Below are 24,492 nucleotides of genomic sequence, written 5' to 3'. Positions count from 1 at the left end.
TTACGCGGTCGGACCGCCGAAGATGTCGATACGGTCGCCCTCGGCAAGGGTCACGATCGCGCGCTTGCTGTCGGCACGCTTGCCGAAGCCCGTGCGGGTCCGCTTGCGCTTGCCCTGGCGGTTGATCGTGTTGACCCCGGTGACCTTGACCGAGAAGACCGCCTGGACGGCCTGCTTGATCTGGGTCTTGTTGGCGCCGGGGGCCACGATGAACGTGTACTTGCCCTCGTCGAGGAGCGCGTAGCTCTTCTCCGACACGACCGGCTTCAGCAGCACGTCACGGGGGTCCGTGAACGCCTTGCTGGGCGCGGTGACGACGGTGTTCTTGCCCTCGGCGGCGTGACGACGCGCCTTGGCGACGCGCGCGGCCTTGGCGGCCTTGGCCGCCTTGGAGGCGATGGAGGGGTGACGGATGGCCATCAGACCTCAGTCCCTTCGGTGTCGTTGGCCTTCGGGCCGGCGACGAAGGACTCGAGAGCGGCCTGGGTGAAGACCACGTCGTCCGAGACGATCACGTCGTACGTGTTCAGCTGGCCCGGCTCCAGGATGTGCACCTGGGGCAGGTTGCGGGCGGAGAGCCACGCGGCCTCGTCGGCACGCTCGACGACCAGGAGCAGGTTCTTGCGCTCCGAGATCTTGCCGAACAGCGACTTGGCGGCCTTCGTGGACGGGTTCTCGCCCTCGATCACGCCGGAGACGACGTGGATGCGGTTGTGGCGGGCCCGGTCGGTGAGGGCGTGGCGCAGGGCCGCGGCCTTCATCTTCTTCGGGGTCCGCTGCGAGTAGTCACGCGGCACGGGACCGTGCACGACGCCACCACCGGCGAACTGCGGCGCGCGGGTCGAGCCCTGACGGGCGCGGCCGGTGCCCTTCTGCCGGTAAGGCTTCTTACCGCCACCACGGACTTCGCCGCGGGTCTTGGTCTTGTGCGTGCCCTGGCGGGCAGCCGCGTTCTGCGCGACGACGACCTGGTGGATCAGCGGGATGCTGACCTTCTCGACGCCGAAGATCTCCGCGGGGAGCTCGACGCTTCCGGTCTTCTCGCCGGCAGGCGAAAGGATGTCAACAGTGCTCATCGGTACCTCAGGCCCCCTTGGCCGCGGTGCGGACCAGGACGAGGCCGCCGTTCGGACCGGGAACCGCGCCCTTGATGAGCAGCAGACCCTTCTCCGCGTCAACGGCGTGGACGGTCAGGTTCTGGGTGGTGACCCGCTCGTTGCCCATGCGACCCGCCATGCGGAGGCCCTTGAACACACGGCCCGGGGTGGCGCAGCCACCGATCGAGCCCGGCGAGCGGTGCTTGCGCTGGGTGCCGTGTCCGGCGCCGAGGCCCTTGAAGTTGTGACGCTTCATGACACCGGCGAAGCCCTTGCCCTTGCTCTTGCCGGTCACGTCCACCTTGACGCCGGCCTCGAAGACCTCGGCGGAGATCTCCTGGCCCAGCGTGTACTCGGAGGCGTCCGCGGTGCGGATCTCGACGAGGTGGCGGCGGGGGGTGACGTCGGCCTTGGCGAAGTGGCCCTTGAGGGGCTTGTTCACCTTGCGCGGGTCGATCTCGCCGAAGGCGATCTGGACCGACTCGTAGCCGTCGACATCGTTCGTACGGACCTGGGTGACGACGTTGGGGCCGGCCTTGACGACGGTGACCGGAACAACACGGTTGTTCTCGTCCCACACCTGCGTCATGCCGAGCTTCTCGCCCAGGATGCCCTTGATCTGCTTAGCCATTCTCAGCTCACCGACCCTCAGAGCTTGATCTCGATGTCGACACCGGCCGGGAGGTCGAGTCGCATCAGAGAGTCAACGGTCTTGGGGGTGGGGTCGAGGATGTCGATCAGGCGCTTGTGCGTGCGCATCTCGAAGTGCTCGCGCGAGTCCTTGTACTTGTGCGGCGACTTGATGACGCAGTACACGTTCTTCTCAGTGGGCAGCGGCACCGGGCCCGCGACCGACGCACCAGTGCGGGTCACCGTCTCGACGATCTTCTTCGCCGAGGAGTCGATGACCTCGTGGTCGTAGGCCTTGAGCCGGATGCGGATCTTCTGTCCCGCCATGGCTACTCAGTAGTCCTTTGTCTCGAACGCTCTGGAACCCGGTGTTCCGTCACCCGCCCCTCCGACCCACGCGGTCGGGCGTGTCGCGCTCCCGCTGACACGGATGTCCCTTGTTCGAACATCCCCAGTCTTGGGAAACGCGGCCCCACCTACAGCCGCGGGCCGGGGGCGGAGGCCCACCGGGTGCCTGGCCGGTGCCGCACTGACACTTCCCGAAAGATTCCCGTACGTCCGCCCCAGCGCTGCCATCAGGCAGTTGGGGCGACGAGTACTGTGGGACTCGCTTCCGGTCCTCCCGGCGGGAGGCGCGCAGCATCAACACTCGACCGAGCAACCCCGCTAGTCTGCCATACGGCGCAGCGCCTCCGCCAATCGAGCCGGAGAGATTACCCCGAGAGTGACGCAGGTCAAACCCGGGCGCCGCCCGGCCGCGGTCGACGGCTCAGCCCGGCTCCGACGTGCGCGGCGCCGGCCTCACGGTCCGGGGGGCCTTCGCGCCAGAACGCGGTGCCGAGCAGGAGGACCAGGACGGCCGGGATCAGCAGGACCGCCGCCGGGCGCACCCCTTCGTGGTGGAGCCAGGCGCCCACGTCCGCGACCCGGGCCCGCAGGGTGGTGATGTTGCGCACGCCCATGGCCCCGGCGGCCAGGGCGACCACGGCGAAGTGCGGACCGTCCGCCGGGTGGCCCGGCACGTCGAGGCCCGTGCGCCAGGCGACCACCCCGCCGAGTCCCAGCAGCAGCGCCTCGCCGATCAGCGCGGGCGGGAACCAGCGCCGGCACGGGCGTCCACGGTCGACTCGAACCGGGAACCGAGCACCGCGCCGACCGTGAAGCCGGCGAACGAGACGCCCGCCGCCGGGGAGAGACCGGGGGCACCGGTGAGCGCGAAGGAGAGGAAGAGGAGGTTGCCGGTCTGCACGGCGGTGAACACCGGGCCGAGCACCAGGAAGCTGACGGCCTCGATCACACCGGTCGTCACCGTGGGCACCACCATGATCGAGGTGAGCCCGACACCCGCTCTGGGCTTCATACCCGGACCCTGAGCCGCGCGTAATCCGCTCGCCCGCCGTGAGCCGCGCTCCTACGCTGATCAGGTAAGTCGGCTGTCACGGGGGAACGTCCATCATGCGCACGCACTATCCGCGGACCAGGCATCTGCCCTGGTCCCCCGGCGCGACCGCCGACGATCTGCGGGTCACCGACCTGTCGGGCCTGCGCGGCCGCGAGGTCGTCGTGACCGAGAAACTCGACGGCGAGAACACCACGCTGTACGCCGACGGCCTGCACGCCCGCTCGCTCGACTCCGCGCACCACCCTTCCCGCACCTGGGTCAAGGCGCTCCAGGCCCGTATCGGCCACGCCGTCCCGGCGGGCTGGCGGGTGTGCGGCGAGAACATGTTCGCGCGCCACTCCCTCCCGTACGACGACCTGGACAGCTGGTTCTACGGCTTCTCGGTGTGGGACGCGGACGGGCGCTGCCTGGGCTGGGACCGGACCGTGGACCTGCTGCGCGGGCTCGGCATCCCCGTGCCGCGGGTGCTGTGGCGGGGTGTGTTCGACGAGAAGGCGCTGCGCGCGCTGCGGCTGGACCTCGGGCGGCAGGAGGGGTACGTCGTCCGGGTCGTGGACGGTTTCACCGCGGACGAGTTCGGCGCGCGCGTCGCCAAGTGGGTGCGGGCCGGGCACGTGCGGACGGACACGCACTGGATGCACGCGGCCGTCGTGGAGAACGGGTTGGGGGCGCGTGCGCCGCTGTGGGCCGTGCGCTCCGGCGCGCCCGTGGACGCCGAGGCGCTGGCGGAGGCCGTCGGACTGCCCGGGGAGGGGGACGGGGAGGCCGTGGCCCGCTTCGCCCCGGAGGGGCGGACCGGCGACGAGCGGCTCGTCGGCGTCCTGGCCGCGCTGCTGCACGCGCACGCCCCGGGCGGCCGACGGGCCCGGGTCGCCGCCCGGCTGGCCGGGGCCGTGGGGATGCCGCTGGCCCGCCGGGTGGCCGATCTCGTGGGGCTGCACTCCGCGCTGCACCGGCCGTATCCGGACGAGGACCGCCGGACGGGCCTGGCCCGGCTCTCCCTGGCCGCCGATCTCGGCCTGCTGCACGCGGTCGCCCGGGCCACGGCGGCGACGGACGAGGCGCACGAGCAGGTGGAGTGGTCGGCGCTGCACGCCGAGGAGGTGCGGGGCCTCGACGAGCGGGCCCTGACGGAGGCGTTCGCCGCTCTGCCGGCCGACGCGGCGCTCCGGTGCCGGGCCGAGGGGCGGGAGGCGTATGTGCGGGGGCGCGTAGGAGATGCGGCGGAGGCCGTCGCGGCTACCTGGCGGTGGCGGTCGGGGGCCTTCCCGAGGCTGATCCAGTTGGTCGGCCCGGCCGGCGGCGGCAAGAGCACGTTCGCGCGAGGGCTCGCGGGCGTGGACACGTACGTATCGCTCGACGACCTGCGCGCCGCGCGCGGCGCACGCGCCGACCAGCGGGCCAACGCCGATGTGCTGCGCGCCGGGCTGGACCGGCTGGACGCGGCACTCGCCGCCGGCGGAACGACGGTGTGGGACGCCACCTCCCTGACCCACCAGCAGCGCTCACTGGTGCACGCGGTCGCCCACCGCCGCAACGCCCTGATCACCCACGCCGTGGTCCTGGTCGACGAGGACGAGCTGGTACGCCGCAACGGCCGCCGCGAGCACCCCGTGCCGCCGGACGTGCTCACCGGCCAGCTGCGCCGCTTCGCCCCGCCGTATCCGGGCGACGCGCACCGCACCTGGTACGTCGGTGCGAGCGGGACCATAGAGGACGAGGTCTGAGGAAGAGGTCTGAGGAACCGTGCGGACGAGCGAGGAGATCTACCACCGGGTGCGCTGGGACGCGCGCTTCGACCCGGCCCGCTTCGTGCTCGGCGTCCTGCAGCGGGGCGCCGCGCCCAAGCGGGTGCCGCTGCCCGCGTTCGTGCCCGGCGGCGAGATCCCGTGGCACCGGGTGCTGTTCTTCGAGGCGGACGGTGAGCTGGTCTGGGACCGGACCACGGGGGTGGACCGTATCGACGCGACGGAGGCGGGGCGCGTACGGGAGGCCCGGCTGTTGCGTGCGCCGTTCTTCACGGCGCGCACGCCGTGCGCGTGGGGCGGGGAGGGCTGGGCCCCCACGCGCTCACCGCGCGGAGTCGCCTCAGGAACCGTACGGGTGCTGACCTGGAACACACTCTGGGACCGCTACGACGCCGACCGCATCGACACCGCCCGGCGCAGGCCGCTGCTGTTGCGGGCGTTGCGCGACGCCGAGGTGGACGTGATCGCGTTGCAGGAGGTCGAGCCGGCGCTGCTGGCCGTGCTGCTGCGCGAACCCTGGGTGCGGGAGGGCTGGACGCTGGGGTCGGACCCGCGTGGCCGGGACGTGGAGGAGTGCGGGCTGCTCCTGCTGAGCCGGTTGCCGGTGCGCGAGGCCGCCTTCCACGCGCTGGGCCCGCACAAGGCGGTGACCGCCGTGGTCGTGGACACGGGCGTACGCCCCCTCGTCGTCGCGGCGACGCATCTGAGCAGTGACCACTCCACCGACGGGGCGGGGCGCCGCGCCGCCGAACTGACCCGTGTCGCCGAGGGGTTGGCGGGGCTGGACGCCGACCTGCTGTTGCTGGGCGACTTCAACGACGGCGGTGATACCCCGCAGACGAGCCTCGGTATGCGGGACGCCTGGAGCGAGACCCACGGCGCCGCCGACACCACCCCGACCTTCGACCCGGGTGCGAACCCCCTGGCCGCGATCTCGTCCCTGTCGGGGCGGGCGTCCCGCCTGGACCGGGTCCTGCTGCGCGGGGAGGGGCTGCGGGTGGCACGGGCCGAGCTCTACGGGGACGCGCCGACGCCGGAGGGGCTGTACATCTCGGACCACTACGGGGTGAGGGCGGAGGTGGCTCCGGCCGACCCGGACACGGACACCCCCGCGAGCCTCGACATCCGTCCGACGGCGCGCACGGCACTGGCCTGGCTGCCTCCCGAGGAGCTGTGGCCGCCGTTGCAGGACATCCGCCGGGAGCACGACCCGCAGATCCACCGCTGGCCCCCGCATGTGAACGTCCTCTTCGGTTTCGTACCGGAACACGCTTTCGAGCAGGCGACCTCGGCGCTCGCGGGGGCCACGACGGCTCCGTTCGACGTCCGACTGGAGGGCGTGCACTGGTTCGGCCACCGGGACGACGCGACGGTGTGGCTCGACCCGGCGGCGGGCAGGGAGGGGCCCTGGGCCGAGCTGCACAGCACCCTCGTACGCCACTTCCCGCACTGTCGCGGTCGGCATGAGGGCTTCACCCCGCATCTGAGCCTGGGCCGCACCACCGACCCGAACGCGCTGGCCGCCGCCTGCGCGGCCCGCCTCACGCCCCTGTCGGCCAGCGTCGGCGAACTGGCGCTGCTGTCGCGGCGCGGGGACGAGCCCATGCGGGTGCGGGGGACGGTGAGCCTCGGGACGGGAGAGGTGCGGTGGGCGGAAGAGTCGACGCCGTACGAGGTGGACGGGCCCGGTGGGGACCAGGTGGCCGACCGGGCCGCCCGCCTCGTCGCGGAGGCACTCCCGGACGGCGTCGTACACGTGGTCGGCTCCCGGCGCATGGGCTGCGCGTTGCCGGGGGCGGACCTGGACCTGGTGGCGGCACTGCCAGGGTCGGTGGAACTGGTCGATGTGCAGGCGAAGTTGATCGCGATGACGCATGCGTCGGTCGGCGACGTACGCGAGGTGATCGGCGCTCGCGTACCCGGCGTACGGTTGCGACTCGACGGGCTGGACGTGGATCTGGCGGTCGTGGCCACCGGGGCGATGGACCCGGCGGAGGCGGTGGCGCGGCGGGCCGAGCTGGGCGAGGCGGCGGCGATCGCGCTCAGCGCGGTGAGCGATGCGGAGGCGGTGCTCACGTCGATGGGCGCCCACGGTCAGGCATTCGCCCGGCTGGCCAGGCAGGTCAAGGCGTGGGCGAGGGCGAGGGGCCTGGACTCGGCACCGTTCGGAGGGCTCCCGGGGCTGGCCTGGTCCGTGCTGGCGGCCCGCACGGCGAGGGAGACCGGCGACAGGCGGACGGGCGAGGCCGGTGACCTGTCACCGGCCGACCTCCTCCGGCACTTCTTCGCGACGTGGGCGGCGTGGGACTGGCGCGAGCCGGTGGGAGGATCCGGCGGAGTTCCCGCCGGTCCCCTCACCGTCGCGACCCCGTCCGCCCCGGTCCGTTCCTGCACGGAGCAGGTCACGGAGGGCATGCGCGATCTCGTGGCACAAGAGCTGTTCCGTGCCTGGGAGTTGCTGGAGGAAGGCGGCTCGTTCCCCGACCTCCTCGCCCCTCCCCCGCTCCACCGTCGCCATGCGGCCTGGGCCATCGTGACGGCGGGGGGAGGGAGCGGGAGCCGGGACGAGGGCGCGGACGAGGGCCGTGTCCGGGGCAGGATGCGGGCCCTGGTCACGGACCTCGCCGAACTGGCCCCCGACTGCCACGCCTGGCCCCGCCCCTTCACCACGGCCCCCGCCCGCTACGCCATCGGCCTGGGGCAGACCCCGCCGACCACCGACGAGCTGACCGCCGTGGCGGAACGCCGGCTACGCGGTCTGGCGGGGGTCACGCTCACCCGGGCCGAGGGCGGCGAGGTGCCGACCCTGTACTGAGGGGTCTGGGCGGTCAGCGCACGTCGACGTAGTCCGACGCGCTGGTGGCGACGCCGGTCGTGCTGTTGCCGTAGTAGACCCAGCGGTACGAGCCGTCGGCGGAGGCCGTGACCGTGGTCTTCAGTGCCCCCGTGCTGCTGGTGGTGGACTTCTTGACCGTCTTGAAGGTGTCGGTGCCCTTGGCCTTGAACTGGAGGCTCACGGTACGGCCGCCGTAGCCGTCGTACTTCTTCGTGCTCCAGTTCGCCCGGGTCAGCTTGCCGGTGACGGTGATGGCCTTGCCCTTGGTGACGGGCTCCGGGGAGGCGTTGGTCGTGGCCTTGGCCGCGCGCTTGAGCTGGGCGGTCGTGGACCGCGTCTCGAGTTCCTCGGTCTTCAGACCGCCGTCGGCCTTCCACAGCCGCAGCGAGACACCGACCTTCCACGTCGTGGCGTCACTGTTGGAGTCGACGTGTTCCTGGCTCGGGTGCGGGTCGATGTAGAGGTTGCCCTCACAACGGGCGTGCTTGGAGTCGATCTCGTAGCAGGTGTAACCGCCCGGCCCGATGAAGTTCTCCCCTGTGCTGGCCGCCGTCTTCATGGTGCCGCGGTAGAGGAAGGGGTAGGCGTCGTAGCGGGAGGGGTTGGATGTGCTGTACCCGGACGGCAGCGCGATGTTGAAGGAGATGGGCGGCTCCACGTCCTTCGAGGTACCGACCACGATCGGCTTGCCGTGGTTGATGACGATGTCCGACACGGTGATCCCTGTATCCGCCGCCTGAGCCGACGGCGCGTTCAGCACCGAGAGCCCGAGCGCCCCCACGAGCGTGGCCACCGCGACGGTTCGTCTGCCTGTCTTCATTCACACCTCTTCGAATGGATGTCCGTACGGGAGGCGGCAGAGTACCAAGAGTGATATCGCGGCGATTCCACAGGTCAACGCACCTCAGAGGGCAGACTTTGCCCTCGATCAGGGATGCATGACAGCACTGGAGAAACCGGCGTCATGGTGAAGGTGCGGCTGGAGACCAGTCGGCGCCAGCCGTTTGGCGTCCTCCTCATAGAGGATCCGCTCTTCCACGGTGCCGTCGGGACACCGGTACGTCACTTGCGCCCGCCGTCGGCCCGAACATCCGCACCACGACGACCATGACGTCACCGCCGGGGACGATGCCCGACACGGCACGCCCCGGCACAGGGGCCACAGAGTGCGTCGAGCTCTTGCGGTGCGGATGCACGACGCCGATCAGCGGCGAATTCGGGCCAGACCTCCCCGCACAGCCCGGTTGATATACGATCAGAGACCGTATATACGACTCGCGCGGGAGGCACCATGTCCAGGACCCTGGTCGACCTCGACGACGACATGCTGGCCTTCGCCCAGCAGCAACTGGGCACCAAGACCAAGCGGGACACCATCAACCGGGCTTTGGCCATAGCGTCGGCGATCAGCGCCGAGGACCGAGCCCGCGCGTTGCGCTGGCTCCAGGCCAACGCCGACGACTTCCTCGACTTCGACGTACTCGAAGCCAGGGAGCAAGCAGGGCTGTGACCTACCTTGCCGACACGTCCGCCGTCTGGCGGCTCCTGCGCGGCCAGCTCGGCGCGCCCTGGCCCGATCGCGTGGCACGCGGCCTGGTGGCCATCTGTCCTCCGGTCGAATCGGAGCTGATGCCCGGCCTGCGCGCGGACCGCGACCACGAGCCCTTCTTCACCATGATCGGCCAGACCTTCGGCTGGGTACCGGCCATCGACGACCCGTGGCCGAAGATCATCGCAGTGCAGCGGGACCTGTTGCAGATCGGCCACCACAGAGGGCCCTCGCCGATCGACATCCTGATCGCACTCACCGCCGAGCATCATCGCCTGACCCTGCTCCACGTCGATGACGACTTCGCCGCCGTCACCAAGGCCAGGCCGGGCCTTTCCGCCGTCCGCGGACAGCCGTCGGTCGTTTGATCAGGACGAGCGACTGACTGCTCAGCCCTCGGCCGCGTACGACACGAAGTCCGCCCAGGCGGACGGCGTGAGCGCGAGCTGAGGGAGCCGTATGTCTTTGGAGTCGCGGATGTGGACGGTGCCGGGGACGGCCGCGACCTCGACGCATGACTCGCCGTCGGTGCCACCGCTGTAACTGCTCTTGAACCACGCCAAGTCGGAGGTGTCCCCGCCAGCGATCTTGTGGATCATTTCTCTCCCAGCAGTTGCTCGATGAAGGCCAGCGACTCCCGGGGCGAGAGCGCCTCAGCCCGGATGGTGCCATACCGCAACTCAAGGATGCGCAGGCGTTTGGGATCATGGGTCGCCCGACCGTTGAACGCACCGTCGGAGCGGCCCACGGCAGTACCGTCCGAGAACTTCAGCAGCTCGATCCTGCCGTCCAGTCCTGGGTGGGGTTCAGTGTTCGTCGGCATCACCTGAAGCGTGACGTTGTGCAACCGCCCCACCTCCAGCAGGCGTTCGAGCTGCCGTCGCCACACCATTGTGCCTCCGACCTGCCGACGTAGCGGCGCCTCTTCCAAGACGAAGTGAATCGACGGCGCCGGATCCCGCTCGAAGACCGACTGGCGGGCAAGCCGGGCCGCCGCCATGCGTTCCACGTCGTCCAGCGAGTACGGCGGCTGGGCCGCCCCGATGACGGCCCGCGCATGGTCCGGCGTCTGCAGCAGCCCGGCGATGATGTTGCACTCGTAGACCCCGATCTCGACCGCCTGCGCCTCCAGCTTCCCCAGCTCCCGCACCTTCTTCGGGTACCGGACCTTCTTCACGTCCTCCCAGGTCGCCGAGATGAGCCCGCCGGACTTCAGCACCTCGTCGGACTTGTCCAAATACTCCTGGCGGGGAATCCGCTTGCCGGCCTCGATCTTGTAGACCAGGTCCTCGCCGTACCCGATCGCCACGGCGAAGTCGGCGACCCGCATGCCGACGGCCTCGCGCCGAAGCTTCAGCTGTCGCCCCACGGTCTCGACGACCGCGACACCCCAGTCGTCGTCGGGGTCCACCTCCCAACCTGGCTCGTTCGTCTCGTCCTTCAGCCGAACCGCGTCGCCGTCCACGCGCATCGCGCACCTCTCCGCCGTACCGATGTGACGCAACGCCGCCTACCCGTACGACCGTTCCGGACAAGCTCGACAGCGCCGGACAAGCCCTGGACAGTAACCGTACGTATCGGCGTAGTAACTGTTCACATTAGGCACGCACCGCCACGCTGAGTGATGTGAATCAGGAAACCGTCGCCCCCGACACCGAACTCGTCAGCCCCCTCCGCAACTTCAGCGTGCGGCTGTCATCCACGCCACGCGGAGCCCGCCTCGCTCGTCTCCTCGCCACCGAGCAACTGCGCGACTGGGGAATGCCGTTGCACCCGGCGGACCACATCGTCGCCGAGCTGGCGGCCAACGCGGCGACTCATGGGCGAGTTCAGGGCCGTGACTTCGACCTGACGATGTACGTCATCGGCGCCACCCTCCGTATCGAGGCACGGACACGCGTGGTGAACGACTGCCCACAGCCCAACCCCCCACCCCCGACGTCGAGTCCGGCCGAGGTCTCCTCCTCGTCGAGGCGCTCGCCGACCGCTGGGGCACCACGCCGGGGAGGCCGCCGCGCAAGACCGTCTGGGCCGAGGTCGCTCTCCGGCCTGCACCGGAACCGGAACCCAGTTCCGCGGGCTTCGGTGCGACGGGCGGTCTTTTCCCAAAGAACCCGGGAGAGAAAGAACCCGACCAAACCCCACCCCTCCTCCCGCCCAGCAGGCCGCCTCACCCTCGCGGGTGAACATCGCCCACTCGGCTGGATTCGGGAGCGGTCACCTGCCCTACTCTCGGCGCAGCACGACACCGCACACCGCACAACAACCGCAGACAGACGACGGCCCCCGCCGGGACGGCAATCCCAGTGCGAGGGCCTGACCACCAAGGAAGAAGAGACCTTCCCGATGGATACGCAGCACCCTAGCGCGCCCCCGCGCGCCCACGCCCGGCTTGCCGACAACAACCACCCGAACCGGCACCCGGAGCAGCACCCGGACCGGCCTCACTCCGGCGGCGGCCTGCTCCACGACCACACCCGCCACACCGCCCGCTTCACGGTGATCGGCAACCACCTCGCCCAGCACCCGGAGCTGTCGCTGCTCGCGATCGGACTGGCGACGCACATCCAGTCGCTGCCGAAGGGCGCCCGCGTCGACATCGAGAGCGTCGCCGCCCGCTTCAAGGAGGGCGCGACCCGGATCCCGCCGCGCTGCGCGAGCTGGAGACACAGACGGCCACCGACCTCCTCGCCGACCTGCGCCGCACGGACCCCCGCCTCCTCCTCTCGGCCTGCGACACCGCGCACCTCGCCCCGGGCGTCGCCGCCTGGCTGGAGCGCGGCCTCACCCCCACCGCCGTACGCCACGCCCTGACCGACGATCTCCCGAACGATCCCCTCCACCGCCCGGCCGCCCTCCTGGCCTACCGGCTCACGGCCCAGTTGCCGCCCCTGCCGCCGTTCCGGGCGCCCGCGTCACCACCCGCCCCTACCGTCCAGTACCCCATGACGAACTGCGACGGCTGCGACGGCTGCGACGGCTGCGACGGCTGCGACCGCGGCTTCCGGGGACCGAAGGGCAGCCGCTGCCGCGACTGCGGGCCCGACCCCATGCCCAACCTCATGGGAGCGACATCCACGCCACCCCGGACGGCCCGCGCTACGCCACCCGCAAGGACTTCGTCTACGGCGAGGACATCACCATCGCCGACTGGACCATCTCCACGGAGAACCTGCCCCGTTACCCGGACCAGGGCTGAGGACGACGCCGGTCACCTCCCCGCAGCCAGCCCCTCCCGCAGCGCCCCGTACGCCGGCTTCCGCCCGTACTCCTCGTCCATCGGTGTCGCCGAGCCCTGCCCCTCGAACACCTCCGGCACCCACGAGTACCGGTCCGTGAACCCCCACACCGTGAAGGACGTGCAGCTCCGCGCCCCCAGGCACGCGTCCAGCAGCCGCCGGAAGTACGACGCCTGGGTCGCCTGCTTCGCCTCGTCCACCGGCAGGATCATCCGTACGTCCACCTCCGTGAACGCCGTCCGCATGCCCAGCGCCCCGAAGCGGGCCAGGTTCTCGGCGACCTGCCCCGGGAAGCCGTACTGGATCGCGAGGTGGCCCTGGGCGCCGAAGCCGTGCACCGGTACGCCCTCCGTGCGCAACCGCTTCGCCAGTTCGTAGTACGCCGTGGACTTCGCGTTGACGCCTTCCACGTTGTAGTCGTTCAGGAAGAGCTTCGCCCTCGGGTCGGCCGCGTGTGCCCAGCGGAAGGCGTCCGCGATGTACGAAGGACCCAGCTCACGCAGCCAGATCGAGTCCCGAAGGCTGCCGTCCTCCTCGAAGACCTCGTTCACCACGTCCCACTGCTGGATCCTCCCCTTGTACCGCTTCACCTCGGTGGTGATGTGGTTGCGCAGGATCCCGCGCAGCTCCGCCGCGTCGATGGAGCCGTCCGCCACCCCGGCCGTCAGCCAGCCCGGGAGCTGGCTGTGCCAGACCAGGGTGTGACCCCGGACGACCTGGCCGTTCTTGCGCGCGTAGCGGACCAGGTCGTCGGCGGCCTTCCAGTCGTACACCCCCCGCTGCGGCTCCACCGACTCCCACTTCATGACGTTCTCGGCGGTCACCGAGTTGAACTCACGGCCCGTCGTCCTGCGGTATGTCCTGTCGTCCGCGAGGGCCGCCATGTCGACGGCCGTGCCGATGCGTACGCCGGCCCGGTCGGCGAGTGCCCGCAAGGACCGTCCTGCCTGGTCATGCGCCGAGGCCGACGGCACGGCCACCGCCGTGGACAGCAGCGCCGCGGCGACCACCCCGAGCGCGGGCATGCGAAAGCGGTTGATGTACGTCATCTACCAATCCCTTCTCAGATCCGGTGGCTCTCCAGCGGCCCCAGATACGTCGGCGTCAACCCACCCGTGTCGATCACCAAGCGCTGCAGCACCACCGTCGGATCGACCATCCAGAACTTCAGCCGGTGCACCCCGGGCCCGGAGATCGTGTGCCGGGTCGCCGTCACGTTGACGTTGTCCGACGTGTTGCGCGCCCACTGCTTGTTCATGAGCCCGTCGTCGGCGCCGGTGACCGCGTTGATGTCGACGACCTGCGGAGTCCCGGAGCCGAACGACACGGCGTACCGCAGCCCGCCCGTCGCGAGCGTCGGATTCCTGGGCGAGACGTACGCCCAGACCGTCACCTCGTCCACCGCCGACACCAGGCCGATCTCGTACTCCAGGCGCGGCCCCGACCCACCCGGCGTCTGCCGGGCCGCCGTCACCGGCCACGGCATCACCCCCGCCCCCGTACGCCCGATCCGCTCGATCCGCCGCCACCGCACCCGCCCGTCGGACGACCCCACCGCCCGCGCGTAGTGCTCCGCGTCGATCGCCACGTACCCGCCCGCCTCGACGAACCCCTTCAGCCTCCGTGACTCCCGGGCCGACGGCTTCTCCGCAACGGCCTTCACCGTCACCGAGACCCCGGCACCGGACACCGTCAGCGACGCCTCCCCACCCCCCGCGGGCACCCGCCCCCAATCCACCCGCACCGCCACCCGCACCTGCTCCTCGACCCGCCCCCGAGTCCGCTCCACCACCAGCCACGGCACCGACGACTCGATCCGGTACGAGAAGGGCGTACGCCCCCGGTTGAAGATCTCCACGTACTGCTGGGGCCTCGTCTGGTACGGGCTGAACACCGGAAGCACCGCCTCCGCACCAGACACACCAGACGCTCCGGCCCCACCGGACCCACCGGCCCCACCAGACCCCCCACCGGCCCCAGGCCACCACTCCCCCGAGTCCTCGGAACCGTCGACCGTCACCCCCAGCTCCGCCGCCTCGGGCACCTCGATCCGCCGCACCTTGGGGAAGATCTCGTCCGGGAGGGCCACGTGGTTCTTCTCCGGCTGCTGCCACCCGGCGTTGGGGCCGTAGCGCTCCACGTCCCCGTACCCGATGTGCGGCTGGGTCTGGAAGCCCCGCCACTTGCCGCCCGCCACCTCGGAGTTGAAGCGCTCGGCGAGCGCGAAGTCCCGCTCCAGACCCTTCTCCGCCTCGGCCGCCATACGATTCGTCGCCGCCCGGCCCTGCCCCGCGTACAGCAGGTTCTTGAACTCGGCCTCCCGCAGCCCGTACAGGTTCGCGGTGGCCTCCACCTCGTACCCGACCAGCTCGAACCAGGCGTCCCGCGCGCCCGCCGGAACCCGCCGCCCCACCCGCTCGGCCCGCTTCGCCAGCGTCCGCCACTCCTCCGTGACCCTCTCCAGCTCCCGGTGGCCGAAGTAGAAGGGCGTCTCCTGGTCGTCGTAGACGATCGCGCGCTCGCCCGTCGCCGGATCGGTCGGGTCCTTCGACGTGTCCACGGTGATCCGGCGGTTCAGCAGTTCGGGCTTGCGCCGGGCCTGGAGCTGTCCGTACTGGCTCAGCACCTCGGCGATGTCCGGGGCCGCATCCGCCCCGAAGTTCTGCCGCGCGAACCCCCGCTCCCACTCCTCCAACCGATCGAGCCCCCAACGGCCAGGACTCCAGGCGTAGTTCAGGAAGAACTCGGTCGGCAGCTCGTTCCCCTTGAGATCGCCGACGTTCACCACCCACAAGCCGTGGTTGCCGTACGCGTCCGCCTCGTGCAACTGCTCCCACAGGTTCGCGAGGTTCGCCGTGTCGACCCACTTGTAGTTGCGCCCGACGCCCACGTAGTCGAAGTGGTAGTACAGCCCGTAACCCCCTGGTCGTACGGGCTCCGCCGGATCCGGGTGCTTACGGATGTTCCCCCAGTTGTCGTCCGTGAGGACGACGGTGACGTCGTCCGGCGCCCGCAGCCCCCGGTCCCAGTACCGCTGGACCTCCTTGTAGAGCGTCCACACCTGGGCAGTCTCCGACGCCGGCCGCCCCGTCACCTCCTCGATGATCCTCCGCTGCGCCGCGATGATCTCCTGCATCAGTTCGATGCCGTCGCCGTCCGGCAGACTCGTGTCGCCGTTCCCGCGCATCCCCAGCGTGACGACGCCTTCGAAGTCCTGCTCCACCATCCGCCGGATGCCGTCGCGCCAGTACGCCCTGATGGCCTCGGCGTTCCGGCGGTACGACCACTCGCCGGTACCCCCGTAGGGGTCACGCCCGGGGGTCACCACATTGCCGGCGCTGTCCCGCACCGCCGGCACGGCATGGCGGTTCCACTCCTCGATCCCCCGCATCATGGGCGCCTCATGAGACGTGCCCATGACAATTCCGTACTCCTTCGCCCGCGCGTGGTTCTCCGGGTCGTCCTCGGCGAAGGCCCGGCCCCACACCGCCGGCCAGACGTAGTTCCCCTTCAGCCGCAGCAGCACCTCGAAGACCTTGGCCCAGAAGTCGGCGTTGAAGCCCCCGGGGTGCCCCGGCGCCTTGCCCGGCCCGAAGTACGCCGGAGCCCACGTCCCGAGCGCCGGGTTCTCGTCGTTGATGAAGACGCCCCGGTACTTCACCGCCGGCGTCCCCTGACTGAACCGCCCCGGCCGCACGTACACCGCGTCCCGTCGCCTCGGCGGCACATCGTCCCACCAGTACCAGGGCGAGACCCCGATCCCGTACGACACGTCGTAGACCCCGAAGATCGTCCCCCGCGGATCGCTCCCCGCGACGACGAAGGCCCGCTCCACCCCCGGCATCGGTCGTTCGACGACCGTCTGCAGCGAGGTCTCCCACTTCCCCCGCACCCCGCGGACGTCCAGTTTCCCGGCGGCGATCAGCCCGTCGATCAGCGGACTCCGCCCGATGGTCCCCACCAGGACCACCTCCGCAGCCATGGAACTCCCCGGCCGCACGCCCGTCACCCGCTCGATGTCGTCCCGAAGGTCCCCCGCGACCCGTACGACTCCGGGGTGATCCTCGGGATCCACGACCACCGGGGCCCCGACCAGCGACATGACTCCGCCCGTGAAGGAGACACAGGCCCCGGCATCCGTCACCCGTAACTCCGAACCCGCCGCGTCCATCCCCTCCGCCCGTGCGATGTCCACCCCCTCCGCCCGCGCGACCCCGGACAGCGCGGGCAGCACGGCGGCCCCGGCACTCGCCCCGAGCAACGCCCTACGACTGACGCTCCACGACATGGCGCACCCCTCCACCCGAATTTGGTCAGCGGCATGACAAATGGTGAAGGGAGTGGCCCATGAGGGGAATGGGTCGTCACCGTCGAATAGTTTCGGAGTGGAGTCCGGACTCGAGTGGCTCCGGAACGGAAAGAGGGCCCGTACGACCGAAGTCGTACGGGCCCTCTCAGGTCAAGCGACCCTCAAGCGAGTGGACTCACTTGTTGATCTTGGTGACCTGGCCGGCGCCCACGGTGCGGCCACCCTCACGGATGGCGAACTTCAGGCCCTCTTCCATGGCGATGGGCTGGATGAGCTCAACCTTCATCTCAGTGTTGTCGCCGGGCATGACCATCTCGGTGCCCTCGGGGAGGGTCACAACACCGGTCACGTCAGTCGTACGGAAGTAGAACTGCGGACGGTAGTTGTTGAAGAACGGCGTGTGGCGGCCACCCTCGTCCTTGGACAGGATGTAGGCCTGGGCCTCGAACTCGGTGTGCGGGGTGACCGAACCGGGCTTGATGATGACCTGGCCGCGCTCGACGTCCTCGCGCTTGATGCCACGGAGGAGCAGACCGACGTTCTCACCGGCCTGGCCCTCGTCGAGCAGCTTGCGGAACATCTCGATGCCGGTGACCGTGGTGGTGGTCTTGTCCTGCTTGATACCGACGATGTCGACGGTCTCGTTGACCTTGAGGACACCACGCTCGATACGACCGGTGACGACGGTGCCACGACCGGTGATCGTGAAGACGTCCTCGATCGGCATCAGGAACGGCTTGTCGACGTCACGCTCGGGCTGCGGGATGTTCTCGTCGACGGCCTTCATCAGGTCGAGGACGGACTGGCCCCACTCCTTGTCACCCTCAAGCGCCTTGAGCGCCGAGACCTTGACGACCGGCAGGTCGTCGCCCGGGAACTCGTACTCGGAGAGCAGCTCACGGACCTCGAGCTCGACGAGCTCCAGGATCTCCTCGTCGTCCACCATGTCGGCCTTGTTCAGGGCGACGACGATGTACGGAACGCCGACCTGGCGGGCCAGGAGCACGTGCTCCTTGGTCTGCGGCATCGGGCCGTCCGTGGCGGCGACAACGAGGATGGCGCCGTCCATCTGCGCCGCACCCGTGATCATGTTCTTGATGTAGTCCGCGTGACCGGGGCAGTCGACGTGGGCGTAGTGACGGGTCTCCGTCTGGTACTCGACGTGCGCGATGGAGATGGTGATACCGCGCTGGCGCTCCTCGGGAGCCTTGTCGATCTGGTCGAACGCCGAGGCCTCGTTCAGGTCCGGGAACGCGTCGTGCAGCACCTTGGTAATGGCGGCCGTGAGGGTCGTCTTACCGTGGTCGATGTGACCGATGGTGCCGATGTTGACGTGCGGCTTAGTCCGCTCGAACTTCGCCTTCGCCACTGGGGTCCTCCTGTGGAGTGGTTCTGAACGCCTTGCTTCATCGGCGCCAGGTGATCTTTGCTGGGAAATCCGGGTCCCGAGGCAAACACCCACATTCGCGGGTGTTTGCCCCCTGAGGCTCCGGAGTCAAGCCTAAAGCGTGAGAACGCGGTGCGTTGAACGCGGTGGTTCAACGCTGAGCGTTACTCGCCCTTGGCCTTCGCGATGATCTCCTCGGCGACGTTCCGCGGAACCTCGGCGTAGGAGTCGAACTGCATCGAGTAGCTTGCGCGACCCGAGGTCTTGCTGCGGAGGTCTCCGACGTAGCCGAACATCTCCGAGAGGGGCACGAGGCCCTTCACGACGCGGGCACCGGCCCGCTCCTCCATGGCCTGGATCTGACCACGGCGGGAGTTGATGTCGCCGATGACCTCACCCATGTAGTCCTCGGGCGTGGTGACCTCGACGGCCATCATCGGCTCGAGCAGCACGGGGCTGGCCTTGCGCGCGGCCTCCTTGAAGGCCTGCGAACCGGCGATCTTGAAGGCGAGCTCGGAGGAGTCGACCTCGTGGTAGCCACCGTCGATGAGCGTGACGCGGACGCCCGTCATCTCGTAGCCCGCGAGGATGCCGAACTGCATGGCCTCCTGCGCACCGGCGTCCACCGAAGGGATGTACTCCTTCGGGATGCGGCCACCGGTCACCTTGTTCACGAACTCGTACGAGGCGTCGCCGCCCTCGATCGGCTCGATCGCGATCTGCACCTTGGCGAACTGGCCGGTACCACCAGTCTGCTTCTTGTGCGTGTAGTCGACGCGCTCGACGGCCTTGCGGATCGTCTCGCGGTAGGCGACCTGCGGCTTGCCGACGTTGGCCTCGACCTTGAACTCACGGCGCATACGGTCGACCAGCACCTCGAGGTGCAGCTCGCCCATACCACCGATGATGGTCTGGCCGGTCTCCTCGTCCGAGTGGACCTGGAAGGAGGGGTCCTCCTCCGCGAGACGCTGGATGGCGACACCCAGCTTCTCCTGGTCACCCTTGGACTTGGGCTCGATGGCGACCTGGATGACCGGCGCCGGGAAGTCCATGGACTCCAGGATCACCGGCTGCTTGTCGTCGCACAGCGTCTCACCCGTCGTGGTCTGCTTCAGACCCATGACGGCGATGATGTCGCCGGCGCCCACCGACTCGATCTCCTCACGCTTGTTCGCGTGCATGCGGTAGATCTTGCCGATGCGCTCCTTCTTGCCCTTGACGGAGTTCAGCACGGCGGTGCCGGACTCCAGGCGGCCCGAGTAGACCCGGACGAAGGTGAGCTTGCCGAGGTGCGGGTCGCTCATGATCTTGAACGCCAGCGCGGACAGCGGCTCGTCGTCGGACGGCTTGCGCTTGACGACCAGCTCGGGGTCCTTCACGTCGTGGCCCTCGATGGCCTCGACGTCGAGCGGGGTCGGCAGGTAGCGCACGACCGCGTCGAGCAGGGGCTGGACGCCCTTGTTCTTGAACGCGGTGCCACAGAACACCGGGGTGACCGTGGTGTCGTTGGACTTGCCGGACGCGATGGTGATGCGACGGATCGCGGCGTACAGCTGCTCCTCGGTGGGCTCGACGCCCTCCAGGTACAGCTCCATGATCTCTTCGTCGTTCTCGGCGACGGCCTCGACGAGCTTGCCGCGGTACTCCTCGGCAGCCTCGGTGTGCGTGGCCGGGATGTCGACGACGTCGTACATCTCGCCCTTGGCGGCCTCGGCGGACCAGACCAGGGCCTTCATCGTCACGAGGTCGACGACGCCCTTGAAGTCGGCCTCGGCGCCGATCGGGAGCTGCATGACGAGCGGCTGGGCGCCCAGACGGTCCGAGATCATGTCCACGCAGCGGTGGAACTCGGCGCCGGTACGGTCCAGCTTGTTGACGAAGCAGATGCGGGGCACGCCGTAACGGTCGGCCTGACGCCACACCGTCTCGGACTGCGGCTCCACACCGGCAACGCCGTCGAACACCGTCACGGCACCGTCGAGGACTCGGAGCGAACGCTCCACCTCTACGGTGAAGTCGACGTGACCCGGCGTGTCGATGATGTTGATGGTGTGGTCGACGCCCTCGAGCGGCCAGTGACAGGTGGTGGCAGCAGAGGTGATCGTGATGCCACGCTCCTGCTCCTGCTCCATCCAGTCCATGGTGGCGGCGCCGTCGTGGACCTCACCGATCTTGTACGAAACGCCGGTGTAGAACAGGATCCGCTCGGTGGTGGTCGTCTTGCCCGCGTCGATGTGGGCCATGATCCCGATGTTGCGGACCCTGGCCAGGTCAAGCGAAGTGGTAGCCATAAGGCTTCAGTCTTCTCTCGGTCTCGATGGGGTCTGCGACTACCAGCGGTAGTGCGCGAAGGCCTTGTTGGACTCGGCCATCTTGTGCGTGTCCTCGCGCTTCTTCACAGCGGCACCCAGGCCGTTGGAGGCGTCGAGAAGCTCGTTGAGCAGACGCTCGGTCATGGTCTTCTCGCGACGGGCGCGGGAGTAACCGACGAGCCAGCGCAGCGCGAGCGTGTTGGCACGACCGGGCTTGACCTCGATCGGAACCTGGTACGTCGCACCACCGACACGGCGGGACTTGACCTCGAGGGTCGGCTTGATGTTCTCCAGCGCGCGCTTCAGCGTGATGACCGGGTCGTTGCTGGTCTTCTCGCGCAGGCCCTCCATGGCGCCGTACACGATGCGCTCGGCGGTGGAGCGCTTGCCGTTCAGCAGCACCTTGTTGATGAGGGAGGTCACCAGAGGAGAACCGTAGACCGGGTCGATGATGACCGGGCGCTTCGGGGCGGGGCCCTTACGAGGCATTCTTACTTCTCCTTCTTGGCGCCGTAGCGGCTGCGGGCCTGCTTGCGGTTCTTGACACCCTGGGTGTCAAGCGAGCCGCGGATGATCTTGTAGCGAACACCGGGCAGGTCCTTCACACGGCCGCCGCGCACGAGCACGATGGAGTGCTCCTGCAGGTTGTGTCCCTCACCCGGAATGTAAGCGGTGACCTCGATCCCGCTGGTCAGACGCACACGCGCGACCTTACGCAGGGCCGAGTTCGGCTTCTTCGGGGTGGTCGTGAACACACGCGTGCAGACGCCGCGACGCTGGGGCGAACCCTCGAGTGCGGGCGTCTTGTTCTTCTCGACCTTGTCCTGCCGGCCCTTACGGACCAGCTGCTGGATCGTAGGCACTACTTCTCCGGTTTCTGTGTGCCGAATGGTGAAGCTAACCTGGAACATTCGCCGACCCACGCGGTCGGGTGTGTCGAAACTGCTGAACTCCCGCCGCGAGGCAGAAAGGGCGCAGAGTACGGCGGCCGCTTACGGCTCCCCCTGTGCGGTTGAAGGCACGCACGAGAGCCAGGGCACACCCCAGGCACAAGGTCTGAGCGTACCTACCTCATTCGCTATGGTCAAAACAAATGGGCGTGCGGGGGTTTAGGGGCCGGGGCGCCCGCTCACCGTGGGGTCACGATGTCGTACGGCGCGTGCGGTTCACGGGAGTTGTTCGCGTGGCTTTCCCACGCCCTGAAACCCACCCATGGTGCGACATCCGGCGCACCTCGGCGACCCGTACGGCTCAGGGGCCGCTGCTCGACGACACCCCCATGATCACCATGAGCGTGAGGAAGAACGCCCACCCGGCCACGGAGAGCCAGCCGAGGATGAGGCCGGCCAGGGCGAAACCCTCGCCGCCCTGGCCCGTGCGCTTGATCTCGGCGCGGGCGGTGTGGCCGAGGATGACGGCGGGGATGCCCGTCAGTCCCATGGTCATGGTCGTCAGCACACCGCAGATCATCGAGCCGACGGCCTTGCCGTTGGTGACCGGGGGCGGGACGGGCGCCGGCATGAACGTTCTCGGGACCATGGGCGCCATGGCGGTCGGCTGCATCCCCATGGGCCCCTGGGGCAGGTCGGCGACCAGCAGGGTCAGCTCCCCCACCGTGCGCGCCGTATAGGCCCTCTCGATGCGCTTCTCGTACTCGTCCTGCTGGAGGCGGCCCTCACTGAAGCCGGCCCGCAGGACATCCACGGCACGCTCACGATCGGCATGGGCGGCGAGCATCGAAGGGCTGCCGCCCTGCGCCTGCTGCCACGGCATCGGCTGCCACGAAGGGTTCGACACGAGAAACACTCCCCCGGACTGGTGGTGCCCTCCATGATGCTCCAACGCCCGCCCGACGGCATCGGTTCCCCGTCCCACTTATGTCCCGGTTCTGCCACACCGCCCCGCTCACGAGCCCACCGAGGGGCGCTTGCCCCGCAAGGGACGGGCCCCGGCCAGGCCTGGCCGGTTGCCGCCCGTTGCCCCCGTGGTCATCTCCAGTACGTTGGCTGGCCGGGAGACGTACACACGCGGGGGACGACGGCTTCGCAGAAGGACGACCGCGCACGACCATCGCCGCCAACGGCCACGAGGCCCTCCTCGCCTCCTCGCCCTCCTCGCCCTGCGCGGCCCGGCGCGGCCCTGCGCGGCCCGGCGACATGATCGGCCCAGTCCCGCCTCACCGCGTTCGAAGTCGTCGACGCGCCACGCCGCCACCGCCGACGTGGACGAGACCGCCTGGCTGCGCGCCGACCCGGGTGACTCCGCCATGGAGCACGGCGACGCCTCGTGCCCGCTGCACGAGGCCGCTGCCCTGCTCACTGACAACGCCGGGATGCGGATCATGTGGGCTGCCCGCGCCCTTCACCCGCAAGGAGCCATCTGAGATGGCGAACCGCAAGGCGATGAACCCCGGGGGCAGTGCACGCGGTGCTCGTGCCACGCGTACGCCAACCGTGGGCGCACGCCGGGCTCGGTCCGCGAGGACTTCCCGCAGTACGTGGACCACATGAAGAACGGCCACCTCTCTCACCTGATCGTCCGCAGGCGGTGCTGCGCGAAGCCGCCGCCCGGCGCCGGGACGTCCACGTTCGCGCGCACCTGGCCCGCCTCCCCAGTGCTGTCCTTGGACGCCCTGCGCGAGGTCGTCAGCGACGACTTCTCTGTCAGGTTCAGCTTGGTGAAGAGCCCCGCCCTTCGGGGCGGCGATGAAGCTGTGACGGCCTCGTCCTGGGGGCACCCGTCCGGCTGTCCAGCCGGTCGGGCCGCTGGGCGGTTGTCGCGGCGAGGATCGTGGAGGCCACCAGGGCAAGTGCCACCAGGGTGGCGCCCGACAGCATGAAGGCGGCCCTCACTCCGACCAGGGAGATGGTCGTCGACGCGATGAACGGGGAGACGGCGAGGGCGCCGGCGATGCCGGCCTCCCACAGACCGAGGGCCTTGGCGAGGTGGCTGTCCGGGATGCGCTGTTGTACCAGTGCGATCAGTGGAATGTCGGTCAGCGCGGAGGCGAGCCCTGTCAGCGCGAGCAGAGCGGCTGCCATGACCGAAGAGGTGGCCAGGCCCAGCGGAAGTCGGAAGACACCCAGCAGGGCCCAGGCGAGTATGGCGACCAGGGCGAGCCTGCGGATCGGAATCCTGGAAAGGAGGAGGGCTCCGGCAACCTCCGCCAGTCCGGCGATCCCCAGCAGCAGACCGTACTGGCCGCCCTGCCCCACCAAGGCCACCAGGCCGACGGTCAGGAAACCGCTGGTAAGGGTGAGAGCGAGGACGAAGGTCACGATCACCAGCAGTACGTCCGGCTCGGACCGAACTGCTCTGAGGCCCGCCGCCAGGTCGGAGCGAAGCCCGGTCGGCCGGCTGAGGCGGGCGGGAGCGCGGACCCGGAGGGCTGCGACGGCGGCCGCCGAGAGCAGAAAGGTCAGTCCGTTGAGTGCCACAGCGGTCGTCAGGGAAGCAACGGCCAGCACCGGCGCGAGTACCAGCGGACCTACGAAAAAGGCGGCGCGGAAGGCTACTTGGAGCAGTCCGTTGGCCTGCTGCAGAAGAGCGGGCGGCACGATCTGCGGCACGATGGCGTTGCGGGCGGGAGCGAACGGGGCCCCGACCAGGGCCAACAACGCTGTTGCTGCCACCAGCACGGTCAGGTTCATCGATCCGAACGCGAACAGGCCCACGGCGACAGCCACCAGCGCCGCCCGGAGAATGTCCGTGAGGATCATCAGACGTCGCCGGTCGTAGCGGTCGGCGTAGGAAGCGGCAACGAACGTAGCCAGAAATGCCGGCGCGTACGCGGCCACGGTGACCAGCGCCACCGCCGCCGGATCACGGGTGAGCGACCAGGCCAGCCAGGCGGTGGTAGCGGTGAACATGCCGTCACCGAAACGTGAAATGCCCTGACCTGCGAAGAGAAGCAGGAAGTTCCGGTCCTTCAGAAGTGTCATGCTCCCACTGTCGGAACGAGCGATGCACTGATCAACTGATTG

Annotated in this window: 22 protein-coding genes and 3 pseudogenes; 8 read left to right on the top strand and 17 right to left on the bottom strand. The window is 69.4% G+C overall.

Annotation, left to right across the window (positions count from 1 at the left end; all coding sequences use genetic code 11):
• The 6 genes from rplW to ACFY9I_RS13685 form a co-directional block, all read right to left on the bottom strand.
• Positions 1-420, bottom strand: a complete 420-nt coding sequence (rplW, locus tag ACFY9I_RS13710; RefSeq protein WP_215448529.1) for a 50S ribosomal protein L23 — start codon at positions 418-420, stop codon at positions 1-3.
• A complete protein-coding gene (gene rplD / locus ACFY9I_RS13705; RefSeq protein ID WP_391000916.1) occupies positions 420-1,076 on the bottom strand; it encodes a 50S ribosomal protein L4 in 657 nt (218 codons plus the stop codon). The genes rplW and rplD overlap by 1 nt, the downstream gene beginning before the upstream one ends.
• A gap of 7 nt (positions 1,077-1,083) precedes the next feature.
• Entirely contained in the window at positions 1,084-1,728 is a 645-nt protein-coding gene (gene rplC, locus ACFY9I_RS13700; protein ID WP_005481233.1) for a 50S ribosomal protein L3, read from the bottom strand.
• A gap of 17 nt (positions 1,729-1,745) precedes the next feature.
• Complete coding sequence (gene rpsJ, locus ACFY9I_RS13695; protein WP_003948644.1) at positions 1,746-2,054, bottom strand: 30S ribosomal protein S10; 309 nt, start codon at positions 2,052-2,054, stop codon at positions 1,746-1,748.
• Positions 2,055-2,461: 407 nt separating this feature from the next.
• Entirely contained in the window at positions 2,462-2,776 is a 315-nt protein-coding gene (locus ACFY9I_RS13690; RefSeq protein WP_391000913.1) for a hypothetical protein, read from the bottom strand.
• 32 nt (positions 2,777-2,808) lie between these two features.
• The gene (locus tag ACFY9I_RS13685; protein WP_391000910.1) at positions 2,809-3,087 is read right to left on the bottom strand and encodes a DUF1275 family protein; all 279 of its coding nucleotides are present in this window, start codon (positions 3,085-3,087) and stop codon (positions 2,809-2,811) included.
• 95 nt (positions 3,088-3,182) lie between these two features.
• On the opposite strand from ACFY9I_RS13685, the gene ACFY9I_RS13680 reads away from it, so the two are divergent.
• Entirely contained in the window at positions 3,183-4,856 is a 1,674-nt protein-coding gene (locus ACFY9I_RS13680; protein WP_391000907.1) for an RNA ligase family protein, read from the top strand.
• A 19-nt stretch (positions 4,857-4,875) separates the two neighbouring features.
• Positions 4,876-7,692 (top strand): RNA repair domain-containing protein, encoded by a 2,817-nt coding sequence (locus ACFY9I_RS13675; RefSeq protein ID WP_391000904.1) that lies wholly within the window; start codon positions 4,876-4,878, stop codon positions 7,690-7,692.
• Positions 7,693-7,705: 13 nt separating this feature from the next.
• Here ACFY9I_RS13675 and ACFY9I_RS13670 read toward each other — a convergent pair whose 3' ends face one another.
• Positions 7,706-8,533: a hypothetical protein gene (locus tag ACFY9I_RS13670; RefSeq protein WP_391000901.1), complete on the bottom strand. Its 828-nt coding sequence runs from the start codon at positions 8,531-8,533 to the stop codon at positions 7,706-7,708.
• A 471-nt stretch (positions 8,534-9,004) separates the two neighbouring features.
• Between ACFY9I_RS13670 and ACFY9I_RS13665 the strand changes: the two genes are divergently transcribed.
• Positions 9,005-9,223: a type II toxin-antitoxin system VapB family antitoxin gene (locus tag ACFY9I_RS13665; protein WP_391000898.1), complete on the top strand. Its 219-nt coding sequence runs from the start codon at positions 9,005-9,007 to the stop codon at positions 9,221-9,223.
• The gene (locus ACFY9I_RS13660; protein ID WP_391000895.1) at positions 9,220-9,630 is read left to right on the top strand and encodes a PIN domain-containing protein; all 411 of its coding nucleotides are present in this window, start codon (positions 9,220-9,222) and stop codon (positions 9,628-9,630) included. Before ACFY9I_RS13665 ends, ACFY9I_RS13660 begins: the two co-directional genes overlap by 4 nt.
• Before the next feature lie 21 nt (positions 9,631-9,651).
• Here the strand turns inward: ACFY9I_RS13660 and ACFY9I_RS13655 are convergent, their stop codons facing one another.
• Positions 9,652-9,861, bottom strand: coding sequence for a DUF397 domain-containing protein (locus tag ACFY9I_RS13655; protein WP_391000892.1), 210 nt, complete (start codon positions 9,859-9,861; stop codon positions 9,652-9,654).
• A complete protein-coding gene (locus ACFY9I_RS13650; RefSeq protein ID WP_391000889.1) occupies positions 9,858-10,733 on the bottom strand; it encodes a Scr1 family TA system antitoxin-like transcriptional regulator in 876 nt (291 codons plus the stop codon). Before ACFY9I_RS13650 ends, ACFY9I_RS13655 begins: the two co-directional genes overlap by 4 nt.
• Before the next feature lie 155 nt (positions 10,734-10,888).
• Between ACFY9I_RS13650 and ACFY9I_RS13645 the strand changes: the two are divergent.
• From ACFY9I_RS13645 to ACFY9I_RS13635, 3 pseudogenes are all read left to right on the top strand, one after another.
• Positions 10,889-11,325: pseudogene (locus tag ACFY9I_RS13645) on the top strand (ATP-binding protein); the annotation flags it as partial.
• Positions 11,326-11,608: 283 nt separating this feature from the next.
• Positions 11,609-12,300: pseudogene (locus tag ACFY9I_RS13640) on the top strand (helix-turn-helix domain-containing protein); the annotation flags it as partial.
• Between the two features lie 29 nt (positions 12,301-12,329).
• Positions 12,330-12,461 (top strand): annotated as a pseudogene (locus tag ACFY9I_RS13635) (Uma2 family endonuclease); the annotation flags it as partial.
• A gap of 12 nt (positions 12,462-12,473) precedes the next feature.
• Here the strand turns inward: ACFY9I_RS13635 and ACFY9I_RS13630 are convergent.
• The 7 genes from ACFY9I_RS13630 to ACFY9I_RS13600 all read right to left on the bottom strand — a co-directional run bounded on the left by ACFY9I_RS13630 (position 12,474) and on the right by ACFY9I_RS13600 (position 22,246).
• Positions 12,474-13,550 carry an endo-1,4-beta-xylanase gene (locus ACFY9I_RS13630; RefSeq protein ID WP_391000887.1) on the bottom strand — a complete coding sequence of 359 codons (1,077 nt, stop codon included), beginning with the start codon at positions 13,548-13,550 and terminating at the stop codon, positions 12,474-12,476.
• 14 nt (positions 13,551-13,564) lie between these two features.
• On the bottom strand, positions 13,565-16,789 hold the full coding sequence (locus tag ACFY9I_RS13625; RefSeq protein WP_391000884.1) for a glycosyl hydrolase 115 family protein: 3,225 nt from the start codon (positions 16,787-16,789) through the stop codon (positions 13,565-13,567).
• Positions 16,790-16,985: 196 nt separating this feature from the next.
• Complete coding sequence (gene tuf, locus ACFY9I_RS13620; RefSeq protein ID WP_033528329.1) at positions 16,986-18,179, bottom strand: elongation factor Tu; 1,194 nt, start codon at positions 18,177-18,179, stop codon at positions 16,986-16,988.
• Positions 18,180-18,361: 182 nt separating this feature from the next.
• The gene (fusA, locus tag ACFY9I_RS13615) at positions 18,362-20,488 is read right to left on the bottom strand and encodes an elongation factor G (protein ID WP_033528328.1); all 2,127 of its coding nucleotides are present in this window, start codon (positions 20,486-20,488) and stop codon (positions 18,362-18,364) included.
• 39 nt (positions 20,489-20,527) lie between these two features.
• Complete coding sequence (gene rpsG / locus ACFY9I_RS13610) at positions 20,528-20,998, bottom strand: 30S ribosomal protein S7 (protein ID WP_005481264.1); 471 nt, start codon at positions 20,996-20,998, stop codon at positions 20,528-20,530.
• Positions 20,999-21,000: 2 nt separating this feature from the next.
• Positions 21,001-21,372: a 30S ribosomal protein S12 gene (gene rpsL, locus ACFY9I_RS13605; RefSeq protein WP_003948652.1), complete on the bottom strand. Its 372-nt coding sequence runs from the start codon at positions 21,370-21,372 to the stop codon at positions 21,001-21,003.
• A 388-nt stretch (positions 21,373-21,760) separates the two neighbouring features.
• Complete coding sequence (locus ACFY9I_RS13600; protein WP_391001456.1) at positions 21,761-22,246, bottom strand: DUF4190 domain-containing protein; 486 nt, start codon at positions 22,244-22,246, stop codon at positions 21,761-21,763.
• 484 nt (positions 22,247-22,730) lie between these two features.
• On the opposite strand from ACFY9I_RS13600, the gene ACFY9I_RS13595 reads away from it, so the two are divergent.
• A complete protein-coding gene (locus tag ACFY9I_RS13595) occupies positions 22,731-22,892 on the top strand; it encodes a hypothetical protein (RefSeq protein WP_391001491.1) in 162 nt (53 codons plus the stop codon).
• A 286-nt stretch (positions 22,893-23,178) separates the two neighbouring features.
• On the opposite strand, the gene ACFY9I_RS13590 is transcribed toward ACFY9I_RS13595, so the two are convergent.
• Positions 23,179-24,450, bottom strand: a complete 1,272-nt coding sequence (locus ACFY9I_RS13590) for an MFS transporter (RefSeq protein WP_391000879.1) — start codon at positions 24,448-24,450, stop codon at positions 23,179-23,181.
• Between the last annotated feature and the right edge of the window lie 42 nt (positions 24,451-24,492).

It is taken from the genome of Streptomyces sp. NPDC012510 (genome assembly GCF_042955065.1).
In the GTDB taxonomy this organism is placed as follows: domain Bacteria; phylum Actinomycetota; class Actinomycetes; order Streptomycetales; family Streptomycetaceae; genus Streptomyces.
Note: the sequence above shows the minus strand (reverse complement) of the source record. Positions and strands in the feature narration are given on the sequence as shown.